At 38.0% G+C, this 590-nt stretch carries 1 protein-coding gene; it reads right to left on the bottom strand.

What is annotated here, in order from left to right; all coding sequences use genetic code 11:
- Window positions 1–56: 56 nt before the first annotated feature.
- Window positions 57–590 (bottom strand): transposase (locus HMPREF3029_RS04900; RefSeq protein WP_144265410.1); only part of this gene is annotated, 534 nt, incomplete at its 5' end.

Below are 590 nucleotides of genomic sequence, written 5' to 3'. Positions count from 1 at the left end.
TTTTTGTCTACATATATTTTAAAATAAGTTTGATATTTCAAAGAAAAAACAGTGGTTTACACTGTCAGTTGAGGCTCTTTGATGAGCCAGTTTGCCAACTTTTTCAAGTTCATGCATGCACAAATAAGCGTGGTGTCTCGGAACACTTTTTTAATACCTCTATGACGTGTCCATCTGAGTCCATGCTGCTCTTTCGCATCTCCAAAACGACGTTCGACGGTTTGGGATCTCTTCTTATATTCAGTTTTACCTTTTTCCGTATGTCGAATTTCTTCGACTGTATCAATGTAGGATTGCCATACATGTCGGGTAATCACTTTTTGTTTCCCCTGACTTTTTGTACACTGTGAAAGTAGCGGACACTCTTTACATTTCATAGGATCTGACATATACAGGCGATAACCGTCCTTATCTGTGCGTCTGTAAGTGAGTTCTGAACCGCCAGGACATAAGTAAACATCATAATATTCATCATAAACATATTCACTCTTTTTGAGTAAATCCTTTGAACCTCGTGGTCGAGTATATGGCATATACGGTGTAATGTTTTTATTAAGTAAATATCTCGCGTTCGCTGGTGTTTTATACCC

Source organism: Nosocomiicoccus sp. HMSC059G07, from assembly GCF_001815515.1.
In the GTDB taxonomy this organism is placed as follows: domain Bacteria; phylum Bacillota; class Bacilli; order Staphylococcales; family Salinicoccaceae; genus Nosocomiicoccus; species Nosocomiicoccus ampullae_A.
The sequence above is the reverse complement of the archived record's forward strand: the minus strand, read 5'-3'. Positions and strand labels throughout refer to the sequence as shown.